This window comes from Pantoea sp. SORGH_AS_0659, assembly GCF_031453915.1.
In the GTDB taxonomy this organism is placed as follows: domain Bacteria; phylum Pseudomonadota; class Gammaproteobacteria; order Enterobacterales; family Enterobacteriaceae; genus Pantoea; species Pantoea leporis.
Window position 1 is genome coordinate 2508543 of the sequence record NZ_JAVJAK010000001.1, and the last position, 24595, is coordinate 2533137.

General features: G+C 52.9%; 27 protein-coding genes. 10 read left to right on the forward strand and 17 right to left on the reverse strand.

Features of this window, described 5'->3' with window-relative positions:
• Positions 1-19 precede the first annotated feature (19 nt).
• From cheW to otsB, 8 genes are all read right to left on the reverse strand, one after another.
• Entirely contained in the window at positions 20-517 is a 498-nt protein-coding gene (cheW, locus tag Q3H59_RS11705) for a chemotaxis protein CheW (RefSeq protein WP_008102858.1), read from the reverse strand.
• Positions 518-539: 22 nt separating this feature from the next.
• Positions 540-2510, reverse strand: coding sequence for a chemotaxis protein CheA (cheA, locus tag Q3H59_RS11710; RefSeq protein WP_192233597.1), 1971 nt, complete (start codon positions 2508-2510; stop codon positions 540-542).
• A 10-nt stretch (positions 2511-2520) separates the two neighbouring features.
• Entirely contained in the window at positions 2521-3552 is a 1032-nt protein-coding gene (gene motB / locus Q3H59_RS11715) for a flagellar motor protein MotB (RefSeq protein WP_192413558.1), read from the reverse strand.
• Positions 3549-4436 carry a flagellar motor stator protein MotA gene (motA, locus tag Q3H59_RS11720; protein WP_007891047.1) on the reverse strand — a complete coding sequence of 296 codons (888 nt, stop codon included), beginning with the start codon at positions 4434-4436 and terminating at the stop codon, positions 3549-3551. Before motA ends, motB begins: the two co-directional genes overlap by 4 nt.
• A gap of 132 nt (positions 4437-4568) precedes the next feature.
• Entirely contained in the window at positions 4569-5147 is a 579-nt protein-coding gene (gene flhC, locus Q3H59_RS11725; RefSeq protein ID WP_101760736.1) for a flagellar transcriptional regulator FlhC, read from the reverse strand.
• Positions 5147-5497 (reverse strand): flagellar transcriptional regulator FlhD, encoded by a 351-nt coding sequence (gene flhD, locus Q3H59_RS11730; RefSeq protein ID WP_008102850.1) that lies wholly within the window; start codon positions 5495-5497, stop codon positions 5147-5149. The genes flhC and flhD overlap by 1 nt, the downstream gene beginning before the upstream one ends.
• Before the next feature lie 1057 nt (positions 5498-6554).
• Positions 6555-7994, reverse strand: a complete 1440-nt coding sequence (gene otsA, locus Q3H59_RS11735) for an alpha,alpha-trehalose-phosphate synthase (protein ID WP_101760737.1) — start codon at positions 7992-7994, stop codon at positions 6555-6557.
• Complete coding sequence (gene otsB, locus Q3H59_RS11740) at positions 7991-8779, reverse strand: trehalose-phosphatase (protein WP_101760738.1); 789 nt, start codon at positions 8777-8779, stop codon at positions 7991-7993. The genes otsA and otsB overlap by 4 nt, the downstream gene beginning before the upstream one ends.
• A gap of 540 nt (positions 8780-9319) precedes the next feature.
• On the opposite strand from otsB, the gene Q3H59_RS11745 reads away from it, so the two are divergent.
• The 6 genes from Q3H59_RS11745 (at position 9320) to Q3H59_RS11770 (ending at position 13624) form a co-directional block, all read left to right on the forward strand.
• The gene (locus tag Q3H59_RS11745) at positions 9320-9613 is read left to right on the forward strand and encodes a hypothetical protein (RefSeq protein ID WP_218168224.1); all 294 of its coding nucleotides are present in this window, start codon (positions 9320-9322) and stop codon (positions 9611-9613) included.
• A 161-nt stretch (positions 9614-9774) separates the two neighbouring features.
• Positions 9775-10926, forward strand: a complete 1152-nt coding sequence (fucO, locus tag Q3H59_RS11750) for a lactaldehyde reductase (RefSeq protein ID WP_309834955.1) — start codon at positions 9775-9777, stop codon at positions 10924-10926.
• A 322-nt stretch (positions 10927-11248) separates the two neighbouring features.
• The gene (locus tag Q3H59_RS11755; RefSeq protein ID WP_101760741.1) at positions 11249-12127 is read left to right on the forward strand and encodes a manganese catalase family protein; all 879 of its coding nucleotides are present in this window, start codon (positions 11249-11251) and stop codon (positions 12125-12127) included.
• Positions 12128-12260: 133 nt separating this feature from the next.
• Positions 12261-12458 (forward strand): hypothetical protein, encoded by a 198-nt coding sequence (locus Q3H59_RS11760; protein ID WP_101761030.1) that lies wholly within the window; start codon positions 12261-12263, stop codon positions 12456-12458.
• Positions 12459-13268 (forward strand): hypothetical protein, encoded by an 810-nt coding sequence (locus Q3H59_RS11765; RefSeq protein ID WP_101760742.1) that lies wholly within the window; start codon positions 12459-12461, stop codon positions 13266-13268.
• 95 nt (positions 13269-13363) lie between these two features.
• Positions 13364-13624 (forward strand): hypothetical protein, encoded by a 261-nt coding sequence (locus Q3H59_RS11770; protein ID WP_101761031.1) that lies wholly within the window; start codon positions 13364-13366, stop codon positions 13622-13624.
• A gap of 34 nt (positions 13625-13658) precedes the next feature.
• Here the strand turns inward: Q3H59_RS11770 and Q3H59_RS11775 are convergent, their stop codons facing one another.
• From Q3H59_RS11775 to Q3H59_RS11790, 4 genes are all read right to left on the reverse strand, one after another.
• Positions 13659-13925 carry a biofilm development regulator YmgB/AriR family protein gene (locus Q3H59_RS11775; protein ID WP_101760743.1) on the reverse strand — a complete coding sequence of 89 codons (267 nt, stop codon included), beginning with the start codon at positions 13923-13925 and terminating at the stop codon, positions 13659-13661.
• Positions 13926-13987: 62 nt separating this feature from the next.
• On the reverse strand, positions 13988-14278 hold the full coding sequence (locus tag Q3H59_RS11780) for a hypothetical protein (protein WP_101760744.1): 291 nt from the start codon (positions 14276-14278) through the stop codon (positions 13988-13990).
• 120 nt (positions 14279-14398) lie between these two features.
• Positions 14399-14644: a regulatory protein YcgZ gene (gene ycgZ / locus Q3H59_RS11785; protein WP_007891089.1), complete on the reverse strand. Its 246-nt coding sequence runs from the start codon at positions 14642-14644 to the stop codon at positions 14399-14401.
• Positions 14645-14857: 213 nt separating this feature from the next.
• The gene (locus Q3H59_RS11790; protein ID WP_137385641.1) at positions 14858-15136 is read right to left on the reverse strand and encodes a hypothetical protein; all 279 of its coding nucleotides are present in this window, start codon (positions 15134-15136) and stop codon (positions 14858-14860) included.
• 196 nt (positions 15137-15332) lie between these two features.
• On the opposite strand from Q3H59_RS11790, the gene Q3H59_RS11795 reads away from it, so the two are divergent.
• From Q3H59_RS11795 to umuC, 3 genes are all read left to right on the forward strand, one after another.
• Positions 15333-15845 (forward strand): GNAT family N-acetyltransferase, encoded by a 513-nt coding sequence (locus tag Q3H59_RS11795; protein ID WP_309834963.1) that lies wholly within the window; start codon positions 15333-15335, stop codon positions 15843-15845.
• A gap of 140 nt (positions 15846-15985) precedes the next feature.
• Positions 15986-16408 carry a translesion error-prone DNA polymerase V autoproteolytic subunit gene (gene umuD / locus Q3H59_RS11800; protein ID WP_137385640.1) on the forward strand — a complete coding sequence of 141 codons (423 nt, stop codon included), beginning with the start codon at positions 15986-15988 and terminating at the stop codon, positions 16406-16408.
• Positions 16408-17670, forward strand: coding sequence for a translesion error-prone DNA polymerase V subunit UmuC (umuC, locus tag Q3H59_RS11805; protein ID WP_309834966.1), 1263 nt, complete (start codon positions 16408-16410; stop codon positions 17668-17670). The genes umuD and umuC overlap by 1 nt, the downstream gene beginning before the upstream one ends.
• A 160-nt stretch (positions 17671-17830) precedes the next feature.
• Here the strand turns inward: umuC and Q3H59_RS11810 are convergent, their stop codons facing one another.
• Positions 17831-18148 carry a HigA family addiction module antitoxin gene (locus Q3H59_RS11810; protein WP_137385638.1) on the reverse strand — a complete coding sequence of 106 codons (318 nt, stop codon included), beginning with the start codon at positions 18146-18148 and terminating at the stop codon, positions 17831-17833.
• Positions 18148-18429, reverse strand: a complete 282-nt coding sequence (locus tag Q3H59_RS11815) for a type II toxin-antitoxin system RelE/ParE family toxin (protein ID WP_309834970.1) — start codon at positions 18427-18429, stop codon at positions 18148-18150. The genes Q3H59_RS11810 and Q3H59_RS11815 overlap by 1 nt, the downstream gene beginning before the upstream one ends.
• Positions 18430-18643: 214 nt before the next feature.
• Here Q3H59_RS11815 and Q3H59_RS11820 point away from each other — a divergent pair, with 214 nt between their 5' ends.
• On the forward strand, positions 18644-18895 hold the full coding sequence (locus Q3H59_RS11820; RefSeq protein WP_101760749.1) for a hypothetical protein: 252 nt from the start codon (positions 18644-18646) through the stop codon (positions 18893-18895).
• Positions 18896-18900: 5 nt separating this feature from the next.
• Here the strand turns inward: Q3H59_RS11820 and Q3H59_RS11825 are convergent, their stop codons facing one another.
• From Q3H59_RS11825 to Q3H59_RS11835, 3 genes are all read right to left on the reverse strand, one after another.
• Positions 18901-20460, reverse strand: coding sequence for a sensor domain-containing diguanylate cyclase (locus tag Q3H59_RS11825; protein WP_101760750.1), 1560 nt, complete (start codon positions 20458-20460; stop codon positions 18901-18903).
• Between the two features lie 270 nt (positions 20461-20730).
• Positions 20731-22995 carry a catalase HPII gene (gene katE, locus Q3H59_RS11830; protein WP_309834973.1) on the reverse strand — a complete coding sequence of 755 codons (2265 nt, stop codon included), beginning with the start codon at positions 22993-22995 and terminating at the stop codon, positions 20731-20733.
• 269 nt (positions 22996-23264) lie between these two features.
• Complete coding sequence (locus Q3H59_RS11835) at positions 23265-24398, reverse strand: glutathione-independent formaldehyde dehydrogenase (RefSeq protein ID WP_101760752.1); 1134 nt, start codon at positions 24396-24398, stop codon at positions 23265-23267.
• Positions 24399-24595 lie beyond the last annotated feature (197 nt).

Genomic DNA, 24595 nt, shown 5'->3' on the forward strand with positions numbered 1-24595 from the left:
GCGCGGCCCGTTGCGGAGATTAGGCAGTACGCAGGTTATCCACCAGCGCCATCTCTTCGCTGCTCAGCAGCTTTTCGATGTCGACCAGAATCAGCATACGTTCACCCAGCGCGCCCAGACCGGTCAGGTACTCGGTGGACATGGTGACCGCGAACTCTGGTGAAGGACGAATCTGCTCTTGCGTCAGCGACAGGACATCAGAAACGCCATCCACCACAATGCCCACCACGCGATGCTCAAGATTCAGCACGATCACCACGGTGTTCTCGTTGTACACCACATCCGGCTGCGAGAACTTCACGCGCAGGTCGATGATCGGCACGATCACGCCGCGCAGGTTGGTGACGCCTTTGATGAATTCCGGCGTGTTAGCGATGCGGGTTACCTGATCGTAACCGCGAATCTCCTGCACTTTCAGAATGTCGATGCCGTACTCTTCGTCACCCAGTGTGAAAACTAAGAATTCCTGGCCCACGGTTTCGCCAGCGATTTTGGTCACGGTTGCCATGTCAGTCATTTTTTTACCCTTTCGTTATCTATTACGCTGCGGCACCGGCCACACGCTTTTCACGGTTCAACGATTGCAGTGCTGAGACATCCACAATCAGCGCCACGCTACCATCGCCTAAAATGGTGGCGGCAGAGATGCCCGGCACTTTGCGATAGTTGCTTTCAAGGTTTTTCACTACCACCTGATGCTGACCAATCAGCTGATCGACCAGCAGCGCATAGCGACGGCCTGCGCTTTGCAGAATCACCACAATGCCTTGCGTGGCGTCGGTTTTGGCGTTCTGCACCTCAAACACATTCCACAGTTCTACCAGCGGCAGATATTCGCCACGCACTTCCAGCACGCGCTCGCCACCGGCCAGCGGTTTCAGCTCTTCTGCGGTTGGCTGCAGCGATTCCATTACCGCGTTGAGCGGCAGAATGAACACTTCGTTAGCGACGCGTACCGACATGCCGTCGAGGATCGCCAGCGTCAGCGGCAGCAGGATGCGAATGGTGGTGCCTTTGCCCTGCTTCGAGGAGATTTCGACGTGACCGCCCATTTCCTGAATATTCCGTTTCACCACGTCCATGCCCACGCCACGGCCCGACACATCGGTGACCTGCTCAGCGGTGGAGAAGCCCGGCGCGAAGATCAGCATGCCGACTTCTTCATCGCTCATGCTGTCGCTGACCGGCAGGCCAGACGACAGCGCTTTAGCCAGAATACGTTCGCGGTTCAGACCGGCACCGTCATCGATCACTTCGATGCAGATGTTGCCGCCCTGATGTTCCGCCGACAGCGTCAGGTTGCCGACGGCGGTTTTATTCGCGGCCAGACGTTTTTCCGGGGTTTCGATACCGTGATCGAGGCTGTTACGCACCAGGTGCGTTAACGGGTCGATGATACGTTCAATCAGGCTCTTATCCAGCTCGGTTGAGCTGCCGAGCAGCGTCAGCTCCACTTCTTTGCCCAGCTTGCTGGCCAAATCGCGTACCAGACGCGGGAAGCGGCTGAAGACGTACTCCATCGGCATCATACGAATCGACATCACCGATTCCTGCAGATCGCGGGCGTTACGCTCCAGCTGACCCATGCTGTTCAGCAGGTCGCCGTGCGCCACCGGATCCAGCGCACCGGAGCGCTGTGCCAGCATCGATTGGGTGATCACCAGTTCGCCAACCAGGTTAATTAGCTGGTCAACTTTCTCAACGGCAACACGGATGCTGCTGGATTCGCTGCCTTTGGCCGGTGCGGCGGCACGTTTAGGTTCGCGCTTCACCGCTGGCGTGATATCGGTGACGGTGGCGGTTTGCACCGGTTCAGCAGCCACTTCAGCAACCGGGGCGTCGGCAACGGCCGCCGCGCCTGTAGGGAAGTGAATCTGTGCTTCATCCAGCACAAAACAGAGCACCGCGACGATGTCATCTTTGCCGACGCCATCAATGGTAACGTCTAGCGAATTGGCGCCTTTCACCACGTTGCTGACGGTACCGAGATTGCCGAGCTCCTCCAGCATCAGCTCCGGCTCTTTCTCTTTCAGGTCAACCAGTTGCAGGCGCAGACCTGCGGCCGCAACTGGTGCTGCGATCTCAACCACTTCGGCGACTTTGGGCGCTTCAGGCGCAATGCCTTTCGCTTCCAGTGCCAGCTGACGCAGCGCTTCGCAGATATATTTAAAGCTTTCTGCATTCGGCTCCTGCGCCGTTTTATAGGCATCGAGCTGTTCTTGCATAATATCTTTGGTTTCCAAAAACAGGTTGATGATATCGGTGCTGAGCTGCATCTCGCCGCGGCGCGCACCATCCAGAATGTTTTCCAGGATGTGGGTGGTTTCCTGTAAAACCGTAAAGCCAAACGTACCGGCTCCGCCCTTGATGGAGTGGGCGGCGCGGAAGATGGCATTCAACTGCTCGGAATCGGGCTCCTGGGGATCAAGTCCCAACAGGTGTTGCTCCATATCCGCTAACAGCTCATCGGCTTCATCGAAAAACGTCTGGTAAAAATCGCTGATGTCCATGCTCACGGGATCACCTCGGCTGTGAGGGTTGGTCTGGTGTCACCGCGCTCGCCGTGGGCGTCGCCGCTGCCGCTGGGGCCGTTGCAGCAGCCGGCGCAGCCGGTGTTGCAGTGGAACCTGTTGGAGCAGTCGACGCAGCCGGTACAGCGGGTGCGGTAATGTTGGGAATCATTTGCGCCGGGTCGCTCACCTGAACGGCATCGCTCTCGGCATTCTCTTTTTCAATCGCCGCTTCGGTGTCGTGATTCAACACCAGCAGGCTAATGCGGCGGTTGACTGCATCATTAGCACCACGGTTTTTCAGCTTCATGGTGTCGGCCATACCGACCACACGCAGCATTTTGGCGCCGTCGAGGCCACCAATCACCAGCTCGCGCCGTGAGGCATTGGCACGATCCGCCGACAGTTCCCAGTTGCTGTAGCCACGATCGCCGTTGGCATACTGGAAATCATCGGTGTGACCCGCGAGGCTGATTTTGTTCGGAATATCATTCAGCACCGGCGCGATAGTGCGCAGGATGTCGCGCATGTAAGGCTCCACGTCCGCGCTGCCGGTTTTAAACATCGGGCGGTTCTGGCTATCGATAATCTGAATGCGCAGTCCCTCTTCGACCATGTTGATGATCAAGTGCGGACGCAGCGCTTTCAGACGCGGATCGGCTTCAATCAGCTGGTCGAGCTTTTCACGCAGGCGATTCAGGCGGATCTCCTCCAGCTTCTTCTTCTGCGCATCCATATCGACAATCTTCTTCACTTCACCCTTCTGCTGCGTCGGATCATCGCCGCCGCCGGGGATCGGACTTTCGCTGTCGCTGCTGCGCTGACCGCCGGTCAACGCCACTTTCAGCGGCGTTTTAAAGTATTCCGCAATCTGGACCAACTCTTTGGGGCTGGAGATGGAGAGCAACCACATCACCATAAAGAACGCCATCATCGCCGTCATAAAGTCGGCATAGGCAATCTTCCACGAACCGTGGCTCCCATGGTGACCTTTATGTTTGCGCTTTTTAACCAGCACAATGGGGCGATTGCCTGCTTTCATGAATTCTCATCCGAAGTTTGTTTCGCCGGGTTCTTGGCGTTACGCACGTGCTCTTCCAGCTCCGAGAACGACGGACGTTCGGCGGAGTAAAGCGTTTTACGACCAAATTCCACTGCGATTTGCGGTGCGTAACCGTTGAGGCTGGAGAGCAACGTCACCTTCACGCACTGCATCATCTTGGTGGTTTCGGCACATTTCTGACGCAGCACCGACGCCAGCGGAGAGATAAAACCGTAGGCCAGCAAAATCCCGAGGAAAGTACCGACCATCGCGTGCGCCACTAACGCACCCAGTTCGGCCGCCGGACGATCGGCTGACGCCAGTGCGTGCACCACGCCCATTACCGCCGCGACAATACCGAAAGCCGGTAAGCCATCACCCACCGCCGAGATACTTTGCGCGGGGACTTCACACTCGTGCTCGTAGGTCTCAATCTCTTCATCCATCAACGCTTCAATTTCGAAGGCGTTCATATTTCCGCTGACCATCAAACGCAAATAATCGGTAATAAAATCGACTAACTGTTTATCGGACAAAATACGCGGATAGTTAGCGAAAATTTCACTCTGGCTGGGATCTTCAATGTCACGTTCTAATGACAACATGCCTTGCTGACGGGATTTCGCCATCAGGCGATAAAGCAGCGCCATTAAATCCATGTATACGGCTTTGTTATATTTCGAGCCGCGCATTAACAATGGCAGCGCTTTTAATGTTTTCTTAATCGATTTGCCATTATTGCCGACTAAAAAGGCACCAATACCGGCACCGCCGATAATGATCAGCTCCGCCGGTTGATAAAGCGCGCCTAAATGTCCGCCGACCATCGCGTAGCCGCCCAACACGGAGCCGACGACCACGATATAACCCAGAATTATCAGCACAAAAAATCCTTACGTCCGTAACGTGTTGATGGAAGTTAAGCCAGAGAGCCGCAGGTGTTATTCGTTGATCGCAGGCAAAAAAAAAGCAGCGGTATTAACCGCTGCTGGATGTTTTCCACGATGCGAACAAACTTAAACGGCGCGTTTAACCTGTTCATCCAGCAGTTGTGGAAAGGTATCGGCAGAATCTGCAGAAAGTTTACGTCTTTTTACGGCACGTGATGGCGGCTGGCACAGGCTGCAGACAAAGCTGCCGATGGGCTGATGAGCGTGGTTAATAAAGCTGCCACCACAGCACTTACAGTCAGACAGTTCCAGCATGCCACTTTCAACGAATCGCACCAGGGTCCATGCACGCGTTAGCGCCAACAGCGGGCCCTCGTCCGATTGCGGACACTGCTCAAGATACAAGCGATAAGCTTTGATTACCGCTTCAACGCCACTGTTCAAGCCGGTTTTCAGCAAGAACTGCCAGGCGTTACAGAACATAGAAGAGTGGATATTTTGTTCCCAGGTCATGAACCAATCGGTAGAGAATGGCAGCATACCTTTCGGTGGTGGCGCACCACGCAACTCTTTATAGAGTTTAATCAGGCGACCACGGCTCAGCTGAGTTTCACTCTCCAGCATTTGCAGTCGTGCGCCCAATGTAATCAGCTCCATGGCCAGCTGAATATCACGCGCTTCCTGAACAATACTTTTTTCGCTCATTAAACGGCCCTCTTCTTCGCAGAGACGTCATCTTTAGACGCATTTCGCAGGAGACGGCTGGATAATAAAATACCGGTGTGGATTTGCTGTAAGTCATCCACACGTGACTCTTGAGTCAGGCGATTAATATGGTTGTGATCGGTAAATCGGAACTGGCAAACCAGTTGGTTGGTTTCCGCTAATTTTACCATCTCAGGTAAAGTTAATTGCGACAATGCATCAGCCATCGATTCATCGATGCCTAAACGAAACATTGCTGAAGCTTTTTCCTGGTTAATTAAACGCTGAGCAAGAAGCAAATATGACAGATTGATGTCATATATATGTTTTAGTAATTCTGATGTACCCATTTTTTTCCATCCTGATAGACGCGACACATATACGGCCACAGAATTAAATTGTTCTATGGTTCGGGCTGCTGGTTGGTAAATCTAAAGATGGCAAAAAATAATCAGGCTTGAGCCAACGTGCTCCTGACTGTTGCACTTTTCGTCAGGACACTGATCTGTAGTAATCAAAACTCCAGGCCATTCTTTGCTTGAGTTGTAACCATCTTCCGTGACGTCTGCTTACAGTTTTTTAAGACTAATCTGAAAACAAGGCAAATCTATATTGTCTGATTTCGACATACAACGTGAGTGGCGCGAAATTTTAGATAAAGTGTGATCTACGTCACACTTTTAAGGCAAATTTTTTCTCTAAACCTTCAGCAGCGCTTTTCTGTTGTCCATTTTTTGCGCGATTTCTGATTATTTCCTTAATATTTTGCTGAAGTAATGCGGATTTTAGGCTGTGCGGAAGATTGTCATTACAACGCGATCAGTTATCTGCTCTATGGCAATCAGGGTGCTATAACACGCCATATAAAGGATTATATGCAGCATAATACTCTAAATTAGCATGAAACTATTCGCTTCTAAATTAATCACTTACAGGGAATATTGCCCATGTGCCGTAAAGCGAGACGCTAGCGAAGCGTGAAGTCTGGGCGCAGAGCGCCAGGGAACTGTTAGTGGATTGTAGGGAGTGTTTAGCGCACGGCAGGGGATGTAACAGGGCGTTACATTAGAGAAATGAATGAATAGGCATTTTTCGGTTTGCTCCACGATAACTATCGGCGCACCACCTGAGATCTTTAGGGTTGCGAGGAAAAAAAGCTCTTTTTGCCTTTCGTTTGTGTGCTTTTTAACCAAATCGTGCGCTTTTTGCTGATGAGTCAGCGCATTAGCGCTTTAAGAAATGAAATCGATTTCGTGAAGTTACAGTGGCGCGTGAAAACGCTGTGCAGCGGAGCGTAAATTCAAAGAGGCGCGATAAATCGCGCCGCTACGGAAGTGTGCAATAAGTGAGCAAAGCACCCAATGTTAGCATTTACCGTAGCGGCGCAATGTATTGTGCAATTAAGCGTTACGCTAATTTCGGAAAGGTAGCGACTTTATTTACCGTACCGTGATCATCACTGCGTACCGGCAAAGTATTTAAATCTTTCAGGAAGCTTTCACGCCAGTGTGAAATATCCTGTTTGCGCAACACCGCCATCATGTCGTTATAACGCGAGATACGTTCGGTACGCGGCATGGTCAACGCGCGATCGAGCGCCGCCGCCACGTCATCACGATCGTACGGATTGACGATCAGCGCGGAAGTCAGCTCATTGGCCGCACCAGCAAAGCGGGACAACACCAACACGCCAGGGTTATCCGGGTCCTGCGCTGCTACATACTCTTTCGCCACCAGATTCATGCCGTCACGCAGCGGCGTAATCAAGCCGACGTTGGTGAGACGGAAGATCTTCATTAACAGACGACGATCAAAGTGCTGATTGAGGTAATAGAGCGGCGTCCAGCCCAGCGTGCCGTATTTACCGTTGATGCGCCCCGCTTCCGTTTCCAACTGGTGGCGGATGTCCTGATAAGCCTGCACATCGCCGCGCGAGGTGGGCGCAATTTGCGAGTAGCGAATTTTGCCGCGGTGCTGCGGGAAATTCTCCAGCAGGGCTTCGAAGGCCAGAAAACGCTCCGGCAACCCTTTAGAGTAATCCAGGCGCTCACAGGCGATGATATTCTGCAGATCGCCCAAATCGCGTTTCATCGCCGCCATTTTCGGTGGCAGCGGTCCTTCCGCCATCTCTTTAATGGTGTCCGGCTCAATACCAATCGGATAGACCTCAGTCATAAAGGTGTTACCGAAGGCACGATGCTTCTTCTCTCCTTTATTCTGCAGCTGCGTCAGCTGGCTCAGGCTATCAAGGAAAGCTACGCGGTCAGATTCTGTCTGGAAGCCCAGCAGATCGTAGTCGCACAGCATCTCCAGCAGCTCCTGATGCGGCGGCAGAGCATTGAAGATCTCTGGCGTCGGGAACGGGATATGCAGGAAGAATCCGATGCGGTTATTAATGCCCTGCTTGCGCAGCTCGGCGGCAAACGGCAGCAGATGATAATCGTGAATCCACAGAATATCGTCGGGCTTCAGCAGCGGTTTAAGGCGCTGCGCCAGCAAGGTATTGACGCGGCAGTAGCCATCCCAGGCTTCGCGCTGATACTGCACCAGATCGAGGCGATAGTGGAACGCCGGCCAAATCACGGTATTGGAAAACTGGAGATAATATTGATCGTAATCGTTTTGATTCAGCGGCAGTGACGCGTAAGTGATGCCGTCTTTTTCGATCTGCGTAAGTTCTTCATCCTCTTCTTCACCCGAGAATTCGCTGATCTCTCCGTTCCAGCCAAACCATAATCCACCGGTATCTCGCAGTGCATCTAAAATACCGACAGCAAGCCCGCCTGCGCTGGCCTTGCTACCATCGGGGATCGCGATACGGTTAGATACGACGACTAAACGACTCATAACCTAAACTCCTTACCAACATTGTCATGTTCTAGTTGTAATAATAGTTGTTCAAGCCAGTGCCATACGGCCTCAACGCTGTTGAGGCGATAGCGTGCATGGCTGGCCCCTTCACCGACTTTGACAGAGATCCCCTGCATGGCATTTACCACGAGGAATCCTTTTTCATCTGTCAGGTCGTCTCCCACAAATACCGGAATGCGTCCGGCAAAGGGTGCTTCCTGCATAAACTCACGTACGGCAGCGCCTTTATCGATGCCTTGCGGCTTCAGTTCCACCACGCATTTACCTGGCTGAAGCGCCAGCTCGGGAAAGCGTGCAACGGCGTCTTCGGCCAGCTGCATAATGGCGTTTTCGTACTGCGGCGCATTGCGATAGTGAAGCGCAAATGCCATGCCTTTCACTTCTAATAGCGTATCGGGCCACTGATCCAGCGTCTGCTGCAGTTCAGTTTGCAGTGTTTGCGCAATATCCCCCGGCAAGCTGTGGCGATGCACGCGGCCCGCCGCATCGCGGCGTTCTGCACCGTGCACGCCCGCGGCGGGGGCTTCGAGTGGCGCGACTAAGGCGTCGAGTTGCGCAATCGGACGGCCGGAAACCAGCGCTAAGGCGCCGTGGCTAAGATTGGAAATGTGTTGCAGCAGCTGGCGTACCGGAGCGGGAATGGAGACCGACTCGGGCTGCGACTGAATCGCTGCCAGCGTGCCGTCGACATCAAAAAAGAAGGCGTAGAGTCCGCCACTTAATGACGGCAAGGTGCTGTTGTGATTAACCGCGGAGGTCACGACTCTTCTCCTGTCTTGTGGAATTTGTCATTACAGGATGTTCGGAGGCTGGCTGGGTGATCGAGGCGGTTACTACCGCATAAGTGTGTGCGAGGAGGTTTTGCAGATAACACGGAATTTCGATAGATAACTCTCCACAAACAAACATCATTTAAACTCACTCGCCAGGCTGACTGCGAACATCGTCAGAATTAAGTGTAGACGCAGATCACGATATTGCCAGATACGCGCGGGCCTGGCTATAGGATAAGTGGCCGTTTTAGGCCTTATGCCGCAAAAGAATTGCCTCAGCGCTTTTTCAGCCGCTTCGCTTATTTTTTTAGCGTTGATGGCGCCCTTCTCCCGCCTCAATTCCCGGATTATGCCGACTTGCATCCGCCGCGAGGATTATCATATGGTGCGTTTACCGTGCGGCTACAGCGCGGAAATAGCGCCCTGATCGGCATTGATCATGGCTGTTAGACCCATTCAGGCAGGAATCCGGATGATGGAAAACCGATCGACATCACATTTTTCACTTGTCGCGGCAGGTGAGCGAAGATGATCCCGCAAAGCTACAGCCAACGCGTTCACTTCTATTACTGCATTCTGGTCGCCCTGAAAATCAACGCCAAAACGAAGAAGTCTGGCGGCGTGCGCGGCAAGAATAACTTCCTGCTGAAATGGCTGCGTAATGCGCAGAACAACACCATTTTCCCGCCGGATATCACCAGCGAGATTGAGTGGCTGCGCGCCAAGATCATCAGCTCCGGGCCCGACACCGACCTGGAACCGATGCTGCAATATGTTTACGACACGGCGAAGCGTGCCGAGACGATGCGTTTAGGATCATGATTCCTTCCATTTATTCGACTCAATGGAAACCGCGATTTTATTGAGGCAACGCAATATCTGTATCGTCATTACCACGTAAATCTGGATACGGTTAAATCTTCTTATCTTGATGAATTTAATCGAAAAATCTTAAATCTGGCATCTACGTGAAGGTAATTAATATGATTAACAGAATGATCCTCAATGAGACCGCCTATTTCGGTGCGGGCGCGATTAATTCTATTGTCGATGAGATTCACAAACGCGGTTTTAACAAAGCGTTGGTGGTGACCGACAAGGATTTGATCAAGTTTTCTGTCGCCACCCGCATCACCGATCTGCTGGCGCAGCACGACCTCAGTTTCGCCATCTATGATGAGGTGATCCCCAATCCTACCGTTGAGGTGGTGCATGCGGGCGTCGAGGCTTTTCGTCGTTCGGGTGCCGATTATCTGATCGCGGTGGGCGGCGGCTCGCCGCAGGATACCTGTAAAGCCATCGGCATGATGATTGCCAATCCCGAGTTCAGTGACGTGCGCATGCTGGAAGGCGGCGCCGCCACGCGCAATCCCTCCGTACCGATCATTGCGGTGCCGACCACTTCCGGCACCGCAGCGGAAGTGACCAACAATTACGTCATCACCGATGAAGAGAAGAAGCGCAAGTTCGTCTGCTACGACCCGCACGATATCCCGGCGATTGCCATTATCGATCCCGACATGATGGCCAGCATGCCCGCCAGCCTGAAAGCGGCGACCGGCGTCGATGCGCTGACGCACGCCATTGAAGGCTACATCACGCGCGGCGCGTGGGAACTTACCGACATGTTCCATCTCAAAGCGATTGAAATTATTGGCCGCTCGCTGCGTGATTCGGTTAAAGGCGTGCCTGCGGGCGTGGCGGATATGGCGCTCGGTCAGTACATCGCCGGAATGGGTTTCTCGAATGTTGGCTTGGGTCTGGTGCACGGTATGGCGCATCCGCTGGGCGCGTTTTATGGCACGCCGCACGGCATCGCTAATGCGGTTCTGCTGCCGCATATCATGGCGTTCAATGCCGAGCATACCGGCGAGAAGTACCGCGATATCGCCCATGCGCTGGGCATGGAAGGTGCCTATAGCTGTTCATTAGCCGATGCCCGTGCGCTGGCCATTGATGCGGTGATCACCCTAAACCACGATATCGGTATTCCGCTCAGACTACGTGATATCGGCATGCAGGAGCAGGATGTGGATGCGCTTGCCACCGCAGCTTTCGCCGATGTGTGTACGCCGGGCAATCCGCGGGAGTGCAGCGTGACGATGATCGCTGCGCTGTATCGTGAGTTGTTCTGATTAGGCGTTAACCAGGTCGCCATTAATGGCGACCGACGTGTTTTGTAGGTGCGCATTTATGCGCACCAGAACGACGCGCTTATTTAATTCATGCCAACATTCACTCTTTAAAATAATATTTATCTCGCGGCTTAAAATAAAATTAATTTAACCCGGTGCGCTTGCAGCAATGGGATGCCCGCTTAGTATTAATGAGGCGGCATGCAGTTGATGAGTACAAGGCTAAATTCACTCCTTCCCTCCTCCATTTCTTATCGTTATTTATTTTTAAACATCAGAATTAATTCTCTTTCTCCGTTTATTTTATTTTTTGAGGTGAGCTATGTTTCGACACGTAAAGCAGTTGCAATATACCGTGCGCGTTAATGCGCCCAATCCCGGTCTGGCCAATTTATTACTCGAGCAGTTTGGTGGTCCGCAGGGCGAATTAGCCGCTGCGATGCGCTATTTCATGCAGGGCTTAAGTGATGAAGATGCGGGTCGTCGCGAGATGCTGATGGATATCGCGACTGAAGAGTTGAGCCATCTGGAAATTATCGGTTCGCTGGTTGGCATGCTGAATAAAGGTGCCAAAGGCGAACTGGCGGAAGGCAGCGAAGAGCAAGGCGATCTTTATCGCTCCATCACCGGCGCGGGCAATGACAGCCATCTGACATCGATTCTGTACGGCGGCGGCCCGGCATTAACCAACTCCGCGGGCGTGCCCTGGACAGCGGCTTACATTGATACCATTGGCGAAGTGACAGCGGATCTGCGCTCTAACATCGCGGCCGAAGCGCGCGCCAAAATCCTCTACGAACGCCTGATCAACCTCACCGATGACGTGGGCGTGAAAGATGCGCTGGGTTTCCTGATGACGCGCGAAGTGGCGCATCAGCTGTCGTTTGAAAAAGCGCTCTACTCCATCCACAACAACTTCCCACCGGGCAAACTGCCGCCGATCGAGAAGTATGCGCACACCTACTACAACATGTCTCAGGGTGACGATATTCGCGGTAGCTGGAACTCGGATGAGAACTTCGACTATGTCGCCGACCCGCAGCCCGCAGTGGATGGCGGTGATGGCTCCGCCAGCGTGACGCTGCCGTCAAAACAGCTGAGCGATCTGGATACGCTGGCAACACGCACCGCTTCACAGCCCGATACCAATCCGATTACCGGCGCGGAACCCGGCAGTAAAACGCCGCTTACCAATCAGTAATTATCACAGGTCGCCCTAAACGGCGACCTGGCAGATTAATCCGGAAAACGCCCTTTCATTTCAGTTACGCGGCTGGGTTGTTGAGGGATGTGCCATAGTTGACGCTGGCATAAATAATAAGGATGGCTTGATGATGTTTGGTTTTTTAACTTCCCTTTTCGGTAGCCCGGAGTCATTAGTGCAAGTCATGACGCGCCAGGACATTCAGGAATCGATTGAGGAAGGCGACAGAATTATTATTGATGAAGATGGTAACGCTTCGGTTAATGCGTTGAGTCCTGAAGTGCAGCGCGATTTTGCCCATCATGTCAGCACATTAAAGGATATTTAAATGGGCACGGCGATATTTATGGTGATGATGGTTTGCGGCTATTGGTATACCAGCCGCGACATGTCGAGCCGTTTAAAAATTAAGCGTTCCTTTGGCTGGGATGTCTATTTTCTCATTGCGCTGTATGGCTGCATATTTGTGCTGCAAGGCGTGCTGGCAACCGCGATTATCTGGCTGATTCTGCTGGCCGCATCGGGCGTGAACAATGCGTTTGCGCTGACCTCGGCGGAGAATGTGCACTGGAACGTCGATTTCATGACGTGGAGCTTTTTAGGCATTCAGGCGCCGGTGGTGCTGATGCTGGCCTTTGCCATCCTGTTCTGTATGTATCGCTCCAACTGGGCGGTCAGCGCCCGGCTCAACGCCGGTGGACGCAAGGAGTTGTATCAACGCCTTTCCCGCTCCAACGGCATTGAACAGTTGCTATTGCAATGTATGGAAGAAGGCGAGCTGGCGTGGGTCACACTGAAATCGCGCCGTATCTATATCGGCATGATTCACGCGGCGACCTTTGAATATCCAAACACTGCCAACATTGTGTTGATCCCGATGCTGAGCGGCTATCGTGATTCACGCACGCTCAATCTGGCGATCGAGCATAATTACAGTCTGTGGTACCACAATCACAACATTGATTTCTCGTCCGCACCTAAAAGTGCCCTTGAGTTTCGTAAAGTGATTATGGTGCATCAAATAGAGAGTTTGTCGCTGTTTGATCCGGCCAGCGCCAGCGCATTAGCGATGGATAAGCAAAGCGGTAATAAACGCAAGTGGATGCGAAAATCCGCGCCCAAACGCGACTATCCCTGAATTTACTATTCAAAGATGCTGGCTTAATCGTGCAATTGCTTTATGTTGCACGGAGCCAGCAACATTCCATAATAAGTCAAAATAATAAGGGCATCATGATGGACTTTAAAAAGTTCGAGGACACTTTACAGCTGTGGGGGAATTTACACTTCACGGGAATTGAACTGCAACAGCGTGATAATAAAAGCGAAATTTACGCGACCGGCACTAATAATCATACCCAAAGCCAGCTGTATATTTGCACGCTTTCAACTGATGTCGCTTCACACGTCCAGTTAAAACAGTTTCGCACCTGGTTGCACAGAATTAATATTGGCAAAGCGAAGCGCCGATTAGCTCTCGCCAGAAAGGATTAATTCATTGTCCCCGCGCGGGGGACAGAGAGGAATATCAGGCGTCGTCAGGCGTGTAACCCACCACAATTTCCAGTGTTTTGCGCAGCACATCAGCTTCAGCATCACCTTCTGCGGTTTCCAGCGCCATAATCAAACAGAGAATAATCGATTTATTACTGACGCGCCCTTCGGTGGCCAGCACGTGGCGGATAACCCTATCCAATACGGCAGCTTCGTTTCTTAACGTACTGTCTGCATTGCGAAAATGCTCTGCCAGTTCGGTGTCAGGCAGTGCAGCGTAGAGGTTGTGATTTTCCGACATGATTCCAGTCCCGTGATTGTATCTACGCTCGAATTTACAATGCCTAAACGCGAGCCAATCAGTCAATGTTTACGATTGTTACCAGACTGTTGGTTGTTACCAAACAGCTGAAGAACGTTGTCGCTTTGCGGCTGCTCTTCGCGCAGCTTTTTTCCCGCCGAAATACTGTTGCGTACATCGGTGATGGCGGCAGTAATCGCTGCACGCTGCTCTTCGTCGTTGCTCTGCTGCTTCATCAGCATCAGCTGATTCAACAGCGCTTGCGTATTGACCGGGCCCGTACGTTGCAACAGCGCCAGCGCCGCTTCGCCAATAATTTCATCGATTATTTTCTGGTGTTCACTTCTATTCATAAAGAATTTTCATAACGAATCTCTGACCGCCGCTTCGCCCCGGTGCGGGGCGAAACCAGTGTGGGAGCGTATTCAGAGTAAAATTTTAATACTTGTACAAGTTTGACGTCTGACTGACTCTCAGCTTTCACGTTCAAATAACAAGCCAATCAGCTGATGATAGTGATGTTCTTCTTCAGCATTGGCGGCCAGTTCCAGTCTGCGCAGCAGCTTGGTGCATAGCGATTTGCGGTTGAGGTTACGGCCTTCGCGTAAGATTTCAACCACGATCTGACCCAAGGTTTCCTGCTGCGATGGCAGCGACGCTTTGCTGAAATAGTTGGCAATGGCCTCGACTGAACTCGGCGTGTATCCGTTCTGACGCATAATTGACCCCAATAAATGAAAAAGTTAGATCATTTGACCTAAGTAAAGTTGTACAGATAGCAAAAAGCTGTACAAGGAGCTTACTCAAGATGCCAGGCAGGTTTTGTTGCAAAAAGTGCTAAGAAGTGTGAATTAGGACAATTAGAAAGCTTTTATTTCCAAATCTGTGCGCTCCGCGCCGAAAGTCATCGACGCGTGAGCCGGTTGGGATGGTCAATTGTCGTCGGCATCGGCCGAAGGCATTCTGACACTGCCTTCCTGGCGACTCAATCCGCGCAATGCTGAATGGACGCGATTATCGCTGCCCGCCGGTTGACGGTGCGTGAGCAACCATTGCTGCGCCTGGGTAATACGCTGCTGCTGTTGACTGTTTTGCTCTTTTCTCGCCATGCGCGCGAGCTCTGCCAGCAGTGAGGAAACGCTGACTTCCTCACGGCGTACCAGTAATGCATAGGCCGCTTCGCCGATAATTTTAGGTTGCGAATCTGACATCTTCTACCTCCTGAGAATATGGGCTTACGCTTGCTTCTCACTCTTCATTATAGATCATCGGCATGGCGCCTTGTTAACAGACAGCTCTGGTTATCTTGGGTTTTTGTTACTAACACGTTATGGTAACTGCCCTTCGGTGGCCTCTGCTCGCACCGACGACGTTATTAATAACAAGCATTAAGCAAGGAAATCTGGCATGGAGTTCACCATACGCAAAGCCACGGCAGAGGATGCAGAGCTGCTGCACCTGCTGGGCCGCATGACCTACAGTGCGCATTTCAAACATATGTGGGTTTCCGCAGACGAACTGGATGCCTTTATCGACAAGGAATACGGTCTGGCAGAGCTGAATAGCAGCCTCGCGGCGCCCAATGAGAGCTGGCTGATCGCCGAGACCAACAAGCCGATTGGCTTCGCCAAAGTCACCTGGAACACGCCAGTGCCGGATTCCGGCATGAGCGGCGCGTTGCTCAACAAGCTCTACCTCAATCCAGAAGAAACCGGCAAAAACTACGGTCGCTGGATGTTCGAGAGCATCATCAATGAGGCGCGCGACAAGCGTGAAGGCTACCTGTGGCTGGAAGTGTTAGGCGATAACGTGCGTGCACGTAAGTTCTACGAAGCCTTTGGTATGCAGCACATCAAAGACATTCCGTTTATCACCGCTTCACAGCAGAGCACCCTGCAGATCATGGGGATGATGATTTAAGCGCAGCGGCAAGCCCTTTGGCACAAAATAAATTTCCTTTGTTGCCAACTGTTTTGCAAATCATTACGGGTTCTGGCTTGATCAAACTGCCTATTCGACATTACTGTATACATATACAGTGACGATTTGAGATCGCAGCCATGCAGTTTTATCAGCCCGCGGAAATCCGCGCTATTCTCGCCTTACCTTTGTTCATCAGCCGCGTGCCCTGCGGCTTTCCGTCCCCGGCGCAGGACTACGTTGAACAACGTATCGACCTCAACGACTTTTTAGTCGATCACCCCAGTTCAACCTATTTCATTAGAGTCAGCGGTGACTCGATGATCGACATCGGTATCAATGAGGGTGACATGCTGGTGGTGGACAGCTCGCTAAAACCCAAACACGGTGACATTGTGGTGGCTTCGCTTTCCGGCGAGTTCACCGTGAAACAGCTGATGTTACAGCCTTACCTGCATCTCAAACCGATGAATACCGCGCATCCGGTGATCGCCATTCCTGACGCCGATGAGTTCGAAGTCTTCGGCATCGTTAAACACGTGATTAAAACCATAGGCCGCTGATGTTTGCCTTGGTGGATGTGAATTCGTTTTACGCCAGCTGTGAAACGGTGTTTCGCCCGGATCTGCGCGGCAAGCCGATTGTGGTGCTGTCGAACAACGACGGCTGCATTATTTCGCTAAGCAGAGAAGCCAAGGCGCTGGGCATTAAGATGGGCGCGCCCTACTTCAAACATCGGGAAGAGTTGATGCGCCACAAAGTGGTGGTGTTCTCGTCTAACTATGCGTTGTATGGCGATATGTCGCGCCGCGTGATGGAGACGCTGGCGCTGATCTCCACGCGCGTGGATGAGTATTCCATTGACGAAGCCTTCGTTGACGTCACCGGCATCAACGCCTGCATGACATTCGAACAGTTAGGCCGCGACATTCGCGACCGTATTTATCAGGACACCCATTTGCGCGTGGGTGTCGGCATTGCGCCGACCAAAACCCTCGCAAAGCTCGCCAACTGGGCCGCCAAACGCTGGACCAAAGCTGAGAACGTGATGGATCTCTCTTTGCCCCACCGTCAGCGCGAGTTGATGAAACTGGTCAAGGTTGAAGAGGTGTGGGGCGTGGGCCGGCGCTTATCGAAAAAGCTCAACCTGATGGGCATTACCACCGCGCTGCAATTGGCTGAAACCCCGACCGCGCTGATCCGTAAACACTTTGGCGTGGTGCTGGAGCGTACGGTGCGTGAATTATGTGGCGAGTCTTGTCTGGCGTTTGAAGAGGTGATTCCCAACCGGCAAAATATCCTCTGCTCGCGCTCGTTTGGCGATCGCATTACCGAATATCAGGATATGCGCGAGGCCATCGCCAATTACGCGGCGCGTGCCGCAGAGAAGTTACGCAGTGAGCGGCAATATTGCCGTCATATCGGGACGTTTATTCGTACCAGTCCGCACGATCCGCATCATCCTTATTATGCCAATGCGGCCAGCCAAACCTTGATTACGCCCACCGCTGACAGCCGCGATATTATTCAGGCCACGCTCAACTGTTTAGATCGCATCTGGGTGCCCGGTAAGCGTTATATGAAAGGCGGCGTCATGCTGGGCGATTTCTTTAGCGATGGCGTGGCGCAGTTTGATCTGTTTGCGGAATATCAGCCGCGTCACAATAGTGACCAATTAATGGCCCTGATCGACAAGATGAATGCCTACCAGCGCGGTGCGTTATGGTTTGCCGGACAAGGCATTCAGAAACCCTGGTCGATGAAGCGCGAGATGCTGTCCCCGGCCTACACCACCCGGCTGGCGGATCTGCCAGTAGCGAAGTAAGCGCTTCGCGCTTGAATTACACGCATGTCAATACACTCTTCAGTCCCTGACACAGCGTCATCACGACCGCAGAACCGGGTTCGTCTAAAGGTGTCTGAACCGACCAAAGAAAAACCGCGCCAGCCAGCGCGGTTTTGTACAGGTAACTGGCGTGGGTGCGTTACTTCGCTGCCCTGTGCGCCTCAGAAGCGGCATTCATACCTGGATGCAGATTGACACCGGAAACGTCCGTGGTTTCTCGTGCCTTGTGCAGGTCACATGCCGCCTGCATTGATAACCACAGGCGCGCCGCAATACCCAGCCCCGCCTCAAGCCGCACCGCCATTTCAGGGCTGACCGATGCTTTACCGCTGGCGACTTTACTCAGCGCTGAAGCAGAAACACCAAGCTCTTTCGCCAGTACGCGCAAGCCAATATTGTTATCTTCGATGTATTCGGTGATCAGACCGCCCGGATGCGGGGGATTGAACATTGCCATCAGTGGTAGTCCTCCAGGTTAAGAATATAGGCATCGCCGTTGGTGAATTCGAAGGTGATACGCCAGTTAGCCCTGACCGTTAATGAAAACAGGTTTTTCCTGTCCCCTTTAAGGGGATGAAAACGAAACCCCGGATAGTTTCTGAATTCATCCGTGGAGAGCGCTTCATCAATGACCAGAAGGCGAAGCCGAATGCGTTCTGCGTCCTGCGCCTGGACACCGCTGATATCACCTTTCTCAAACAACTTTTGTAATCCCTTATGCTTCCAGCTTTTAATCACATCACGCCTCCGCGTTTCCTGTTGAGAAACATCATATCATATGTTTCTCAACAGGAAACAGGTCTGGCTTTTTATTTTTCGCAGCGCGTCACAGACTCAAGCCCTGAGCGGATCTACCGGTAGCGAAGTAAGCGCTTCACGCTTGAATTACACGCATGCGAATGCGATATTCAGCCCCTGATACGGTCACAGCTTAATAACATCCGGAGAACCTATGTCGAATGAAGAACGCGTAAACGAGCTGGAAGCAACGGTAAACCAGCTGCAGATTGAAGTCGCTGCCTTGCGCGAGTTAATGATTAAGCAGGTGGCGGTAAATAACATCACCTTCAAAGGGAAATATGATGAGGTGATTATTCAACTGGCGAAAGAATATGAAGAGCGCGGCTTAGAGGACGAAAGGAATAGCCAGATGCACGAGGCGCTGCGTCAATATATCAAATACCAGCTGCCCGCCGTGGAATAAGCCAATTACGCTTGCGATTCATCTATATTAATCCCTTTCACATCATCGCGCCCTTCACGCTTTGCCCGGTACAAGGCGTGATCGGCGTACTCCAGCAGTTTTACCGCACTGAGGGTGGCAGACGTCGCAGTGGTGGCGCAGCCGGCACTGATCGTCACCTGGCCTTTGGGCGAAGAAATATGCGCAAGCTGCCTGATCCGCACCGCCTCAACCACCCGATGCGCAATCGTCATGCCCTCATCGAATGGGGTATCAGGCAGGATCAGCGCAAACTCCTCGCCGCCATAGCGTGCGGCGATATCGGAGCGCCGCGCCACCACGGCAGCTAATACTTCACCGATCGCTTTCAGGCACTTATCCCCGGCGATATGGCCGTAAGTGTCGTTGTAATGCTTGAAGAAATCGATATCCATCATGATCAGCGTGAGCGGTTTACCGCTGGCGGCGGCGTGGGCCAGCGCTTGATGCAGGAAACGATCAAACTCCCTTCGATTCGCCAGACCGGTTAAACCATCAACGTGCGCGAGTTGATTCAGGGCGAGGTTGGCGCTGTGCAGTTCGTCGCGCAGCTGAGTCAATTCCTGCTGATAGCGCAACACGCTACGCGCCTGACGCAGCTGGAAAATACCGAGTAGCAAGATGGTCAGCAGCAGGATAATGCTGAGCAGAATATCCTGCGCCCGACGGTTAACCCACACATGGAACAGATCGTCACTGTTGTAACCGGCGGCGACGATAATCGGATAGCGATCGGAACGCGCAAAACCAAAGATCCGCGCCTGGCCATCCAGCACCGATTTCCACTGCCCGCTGCCGCGATCCATTTTCGCCAGCATCTCCTGAAACAGCGGGCTGGCTGAGAGATTTTTGCCGATGTAACTGTCAGGCATCGGACGCGCATACAGCACCGTGCTGTCAGCCAGCATCAACACCAGCACATCGCGCGCACCGAGTTCGTAATAGCTGTAGAAGCGACGGAAAAAATCGACCTTGATGGTGGCCAGCAGCACGCCCTTAAAGCCACCGCTGGCATCACTGACGCGCAGGGAAACGGGGATGACCAAATCACCGGTGCTGCGGCTGTTGATCACCGGGCCGATATGCACGCTGTTGCGCCGGTTATGGCGCTGAAAAGTGAAGTATTCACGATCGGAATTATTGATATTGTTGGGTGCGCGTTGGGCGGAGGTGGCGATCCACTTGCCATCTTGATCGTAGTAGAACAAGCCGTGTAACTGCGGTAAGCGGCGCTGTAATTCGCGCATGGTATTACTCAGGTCAGCGCCCTGAATGCGCGTTGCCAGCTGTAGCTGCAGATCACGCTGTACCTGGCGTAGCGACAGCTCGGTCTGCAGGAAGGTGTCTTCCGCCTGACGCGATTGTGATAACGCCAGATTCATCGCGGATTCCTGGGTCTGACGCACGGTCGCCAGCCAGTCTTCACGCAAGGTCCAGATACTCATACTGGCTACGGTGATCAATAGCAGCAGTCCAGAGAGCACAATGCTTTTCAGTAAACCGCCGTCAGAAGAAACCGGCTTATCCATTTTTCTTTTAAACTGCATGTTGTCCTCTGTCTTCCCCACCAACAGAGTTAAGCAGGTAAACCACGCATCAGTGGACGAATGCGGTTATTTTTCGGGCCATCGATAACTCCTATGACCAGTTGCGAAATATTACTGTAGTCTGGTTCCACCACATTGAGTGGCAGCAACACACAGTACGCGTTTACACGATCACTTCGGTATGCATCTCGACCAGCCCGCTACGAGCGGGCTTTTTTTTGCCTAAGATGCAGGGAAAACGGGGCGGAGCAATCAACTCCGCCCCGCGCATTAGGCTGCGACGGTCAGCGCTTTTTTGCTGCGCGACCAGACGCGATGGGATGCCATGACAGAAAGGAAGTCCGCCATAAAGGTGCTCTCGGCTTTCACATCTTCCACCAGCCCTTCCTCGACCTCATTGTCCTGCACGTTAAACTGCGCCTTAAACCGGCGTGCATCACCGCTCAGACCGATGGCTTTGAGATGCTTGTAGGCTTCCAGCAGGAAGTAGCGCGCATCACCGCTCAGCAGCAACGCATCGATATTGCCATCCGGCACAATCACCGCATCAAAGGTCAGCGAAGGAAGACCGGTAAAGGTGGCATCAACCGGCAGCACCGATCCATCATCCGCCAGCACTTGTCCCATGTGCGCTGCCAGAATTTTGGCATGCACGCCCTGCGCTTTCAGCGCCTGCAGAATCGCCAGCACGTCGGCGGCTTTCACACCGTCGCTCAGCAGTAACGCCACCTGACGGCCTTTAATGTCGCCGCTCGGTTGCGCATACAGACTCAGGCTGTCATCTTTTTTCAGGCCGTTGACATCTTTCGGCGGAACGGTGTTGAGCTGCTCATCACTCAGCTTCAGCCCCAGATTGGTGGCCACAGCCTGCGCCAGCGTGACGTCAATCTGCAGCAGATGATCGACCACGCGTTCGCGGATGTAAGGACGCGCTACCTTGCTGAGCTCAAACGAATAAGCGCCGATGATATGCTGCTGCTCTTCCGCGGTCTGGCTCAGCCAAAACAGCCGTGGCTGCGAGTAATATTCGCCAAACGATGGGCTACGCTCGCGCACCTTGCTGCCTTCCACCCGCTCCTGATAGCTCTCGAATCCGCCCTCTTTTGCCGCTGGCGGCACTTCACGTGGCCAGTTGTTGTTGATGGAGTTCGGTTCGTAGTTGGCCGGATTGGTATCGATTTCCGTGCGATGCATGCCCTGACGCTGGAAATTGTGGTACGGGCAAACCGGACGGTTGATCGGGATCTCATGGAAGTTCGGCCCACCCAAACGGCTGATTTGCGTATCGGTGTAGGAGAACAAACGGCCCTGCAACAGCGGATCGTTGGTGAAGTCCAGCCCTGGCACAATGTGGCCCGGATGGAACGCCACCTGTTCGGTCTCGGCAAAGAAGTTGTCCGGATTACGGTTGAGCACCATTTTGCCGACCAGTTCGACCGGCACCAGCTCTTCGGGGATCAGTTTGGTGGCATCGAGAATGTCGAAATCGAATTTGAACTCGTCCTCTTCCAGGATCAGCTGCAGGCCGAGCTCATATTCCGGGAAGTCCCCGGCTTCAATCGCTTCCCACAGATCGCGACGGTGGAAATCGGGATCGCGGCCGGTCAGCTTCTGCGCTTCATCCCACAGCAGCGAGGCTTTGCCCGCCACCGGCTTCCAGTGGAAACGCACGAAGGTGGCTTTACCCTCAGCGTTAATCAGGCGGAAAGTATGGATGCCAAAGCCTTCCATGGTGCGGTAGCTGCGCGGAATACCGCGATCCGACATCGCCCAGATGACGTTATGCAGCGTTTCAGGTTGCAGCGACACATAATCCCAGAAGGTGTCGTGCGCGCTCTGCCCCTGCGGAATTTCGTTGTGCGGCTCGGGTTTCACCGCATGCACGAAGTCCGGGAATTTGTGCGCATCCTGGATGAAAAATACTGGCGTGTTGTTGCCGACTAAATCAAAAACGCCCTCATCGGTATAGAACTTGGTGGCGAATCCACGGATATCGCGCACGGTGTCAGCCGATCCTGCGCCACCCTGCACGGTGGAGAAACGCACGAAGACGGGTGTGATTTTTTCGGCATCGCTGAGGAAACCTGCTTTGGTCAGTTTTTCCAGCGAGCGGTAGGGCTGGAAATAGCCGTGCGCCGCCGAACCGCGCGCATGAACGATACGCTCAGGAATGCGTTCGTGGTCAAAATGCGTGATTTTTTCACGCATGATGAAGTCTTCAAGCAACGTGGGCCCGCGCGAACCGGCACGCAGCGAGTTCTGATCGTTGGCGATGCGGGTGCCCTGATTAGTGGTCAGGTCGGCGTTTTCGCCATTTTTGCGGTACTCATCGAGCTGCTCAAGTTTGCTGTTTTGCGTGGCGGGCGCTTTCAGGCTGCCGGGCGCGGTAGGCTGCTTGCCCGGCGGCGTCGGTTCAGCGGCAGGTTTATGTCCACCGCCTTGCGGTGCTAAATCACCTAATCCTGGCTCAGAGGTTTCTGGCCCTTTATGCGGCGCGGTATGGGTTAAATTCTGTTCTTTTTTATCTTTCGACATGTGACATGCTCCTCCAGTTAAGACCCTATTAACTGTAGAGCATAAAAACATTTATATTTCGTCTGGTTTAGAAATGATGTTTAAAGAGATTAATGAGGAGAATGTAAAGCGAGGATATTTTAACCGAAAGGTAGCTTTAATGGTTTATTAATAAGATTAATCCTGATAAATACCGTTGCGCTTTATTTCAATTATTTTCGCACCCTCCACAGGGTCGCCATTAATGGCGACCAAAAATATCATGCGGCATAACAGGCGCTATGAATGCGTTAAGGTTTCAAAATCACCTTGGTCCAGCCCGCATCACGATCGTCGAAATGGCGGTACGCTTCGGGTCCTTCGGCCAGCGACAGTCGATGAGAAATAATGCTCGCCGGATGCGCTTTGTCGGTGGCAATCAATCGCGCCAGCTGGCGGTTATAGGCTTTGACGTTGGCCTGGCCGGTACGGATCGACTGCCCTTTAAACCAGAAGCTGCCGAAATCGAACGGCATTTTACCCACTTTGGCTAACTCGCTGGCCGCGCCGGGATCCTGCGGGATAAACACGCCCACCACGCCAATGCCGCCGGTGGCTTTGGTGGAAGCGACCAGGCTGTTCATGGTGGCGCTGTTATCTTCGTGTCCATGCTGATTACAACATTGATAACCCACGCATTCACAACCGCAATCCGTGCCGCGTCCATCCGTCAGATCAAGGATTTGCTGCACCGCTGCGTCGCCCACGGCATTGATGCCCGTTGCGCCCATCTGCTCCGCCAGCGCCAGGCGATCGGGGTGCGTATCCACCACAAACACCTGCGACGCGCCTTTGATGATCGCCGAATGCGCGGCCATCAAGCCTACCGGGCCCGCACCGTAGATGGCGACGCTATCGCCCGGTCGCAGGCCTGCCAGTTCGGTCGCATGCCAGCCGGTGGGGAAAATGTCTGACAGCATCACATAATCTTCCTCTTTCTCCACCGCATCCGGTGGCAGCAGCAAACAGTTAAAATCGGCAAACGGCACGCGCAGCAGCTCGGCCTGACCGCCTTCCCACTCACCCATTTCAGCAAAACCGTAGGCCGCACCTGCGGTGCCGGGATTGGCGGTCAGACAGAAACCGGTTAACCCTCTCTCACAATTTTCACAGAAACCACAGCCGACGTTGAACGGCATACAAACGTAATCGCCAACCTTAAGTCGCTCGACGCCACTTCCCACTTCCACCACTTCGCCAAGGTTTTCATGACCAAAGATGCGCCCCTGTTCAAAGCTGGTGCGCCCCTCGTACATATGTAAATCGGAACCGCAAATATTGGTGGTGGTAATACGAATAAGCGCATCGGTAGGACGCACAATTTTTGCATCAGGAACATTTTTAACCGAGACATCAAAAGGCCCGTTATAGACGATAGCTTTCATAATTTATTTTCCTGAGTGGCTAGCACTCTTAATTCGAATGAGCAGATAAGCACGGCGCTAATTTAACGTCGCGCTTAGCCAAAGAAATAAAAACCGCGTCTACATACCCTGGCATAAATAAGTCAGTTGTGCTTTTTTCAATTACCGCTGCGTTTGTCGTGCAGTCGCGCATATTTGTGCCAGACTTAACACCGTGT

What these genes read in the sequence shown, in the direction of transcription:
- umuC (WP_309834966.1), top strand. Translation starts at nt 16,408, where the DNA reads ATGTTTGCCTTGGTGGATGTGAATTCGTTTTACGCCAGCTGTGAAACG.
- flhD (WP_008102850.1), bottom strand. Translation starts at nt 5,497, where the DNA reads ATGGGTACATCAGAATTACTAAAACATATATATGACATCAATCTGTCA.
- Q3H59_RS11810 (WP_137385638.1), bottom strand. Translation starts at nt 18,148, where the DNA reads ATGGCAATGTTCAATCCCCCGCATCCGGGCGGTCTGATCACCGAATAC.
- Q3H59_RS11745 (WP_218168224.1), top strand. Translation starts at nt 9,320, where the DNA reads ATGATCCCGCAAAGCTACAGCCAACGCGTTCACTTCTATTACTGCATT.
- fucO (WP_309834955.1), top strand. Translation starts at nt 9,775, where the DNA reads ATGATTAACAGAATGATCCTCAATGAGACCGCCTATTTCGGTGCGGGC.
- Q3H59_RS11795 (WP_309834963.1), top strand. Translation starts at nt 15,333, where the DNA reads ATGGAGTTCACCATACGCAAAGCCACGGCAGAGGATGCAGAGCTGCTG.
- flhC (WP_101760736.1), bottom strand. Translation starts at nt 5,147, where the DNA reads ATGAGCGAAAAAAGTATTGTTCAGGAAGCGCGTGATATTCAGCTGGCC.
- motB (WP_192413558.1), bottom strand. Translation starts at nt 3,552, where the DNA reads ATGAAAGCAGGCAATCGCCCCATTGTGCTGGTTAAAAAGCGCAAACAT.
- Q3H59_RS11820 (WP_101760749.1), top strand. Translation starts at nt 18,644, where the DNA reads ATGTCGAATGAAGAACGCGTAAACGAGCTGGAAGCAACGGTAAACCAG.
- Q3H59_RS11770 (WP_101761031.1), top strand. Translation starts at nt 13,364, where the DNA reads ATGATGGACTTTAAAAAGTTCGAGGACACTTTACAGCTGTGGGGGAAT.
- cheA (WP_192233597.1), bottom strand. Translation starts at nt 2,510, where the DNA reads ATGGACATCAGCGATTTTTACCAGACGTTTTTCGATGAAGCCGATGAG.
- katE (WP_309834973.1), bottom strand. Translation starts at nt 22,995, where the DNA reads ATGTCGAAAGATAAAAAAGAACAGAATTTAACCCATACCGCGCCGCAT.
- ycgZ (WP_007891089.1), bottom strand. Translation starts at nt 14,644, where the DNA reads ATGCGTCAGAACGGATACACGCCGAGTTCAGTCGAGGCCATTGCCAAC.
- Q3H59_RS11825 (WP_101760750.1), bottom strand. Translation starts at nt 20,460, where the DNA reads ATGCAGTTTAAAAGAAAAATGGATAAGCCGGTTTCTTCTGACGGCGGT.
- Q3H59_RS11790 (WP_137385641.1), bottom strand. Translation starts at nt 15,136, where the DNA reads ATGTCAGATTCGCAACCTAAAATTATCGGCGAAGCGGCCTATGCATTA.
- Q3H59_RS11780 (WP_101760744.1), bottom strand. Translation starts at nt 14,278, where the DNA reads ATGAATAGAAGTGAACACCAGAAAATAATCGATGAAATTATTGGCGAA.
- Q3H59_RS11760 (WP_101761030.1), top strand. Translation starts at nt 12,261, where the DNA reads ATGTTTGGTTTTTTAACTTCCCTTTTCGGTAGCCCGGAGTCATTAGTG.
- Q3H59_RS11765 (WP_101760742.1), top strand. Translation starts at nt 12,459, where the DNA reads ATGGGCACGGCGATATTTATGGTGATGATGGTTTGCGGCTATTGGTAT.
- Q3H59_RS11755 (WP_101760741.1), top strand. Translation starts at nt 11,249, where the DNA reads ATGTTTCGACACGTAAAGCAGTTGCAATATACCGTGCGCGTTAATGCG.
- Q3H59_RS11775 (WP_101760743.1), bottom strand. Translation starts at nt 13,925, where the DNA reads ATGTCGGAAAATCACAACCTCTACGCTGCACTGCCTGACACCGAACTG.
- otsA (WP_101760737.1), bottom strand. Translation starts at nt 7,994, where the DNA reads ATGAGTCGTTTAGTCGTCGTATCTAACCGTATCGCGATCCCCGATGGT.
- Q3H59_RS11835 (WP_101760752.1), bottom strand. Translation starts at nt 24,398, where the DNA reads ATGAAAGCTATCGTCTATAACGGGCCTTTTGATGTCTCGGTTAAAAAT.
- cheW (WP_008102858.1), bottom strand. Translation starts at nt 517, where the DNA reads ATGACTGACATGGCAACCGTGACCAAAATCGCTGGCGAAACCGTGGGC.
- umuD (WP_137385640.1), top strand. Translation starts at nt 15,986, where the DNA reads ATGCAGTTTTATCAGCCCGCGGAAATCCGCGCTATTCTCGCCTTACCT.